General features: G+C 59.1%; 1 protein-coding gene. It reads left to right on the top strand.

The features are described from left to right. Positions 1-168: 168 nt before the first annotated feature. Positions 169-252 (top strand): glutamate ligase domain-containing protein (locus tag AC0L3U_RS39870; RefSeq protein WP_473365193.1); only part of this gene is annotated, 84 nt, incomplete at its 3' end.

Genomic DNA, 252 nt, shown 5'->3' with positions numbered 1-252 from the left:
GCCAAGGTTGGCCGGTGCATACCAGACCGCCTGGTCGGCGTCATTGACGCTTTCCGGCAAGCCATCACGGTGTGCACCCAACTTCATGGAATTGGAGCGCGGCATGTGGGCGTAGTGCCGTCCATTGGCATCGCAGCTTTGAGCGCGTTTAAAAGCGTCAAGCGCCGCATGGAAAAGGTGGCCGACGAGAATGGGATTACCATCTACGACGATTTTGCCCACCATCCCACGGCTATCGCCACCACCCTGGAC

The organism is Bradyrhizobium sp. Kon69, from assembly GCF_055807515.1.
This window is presented reverse-complemented; position numbering and strand designations above follow the sequence as displayed.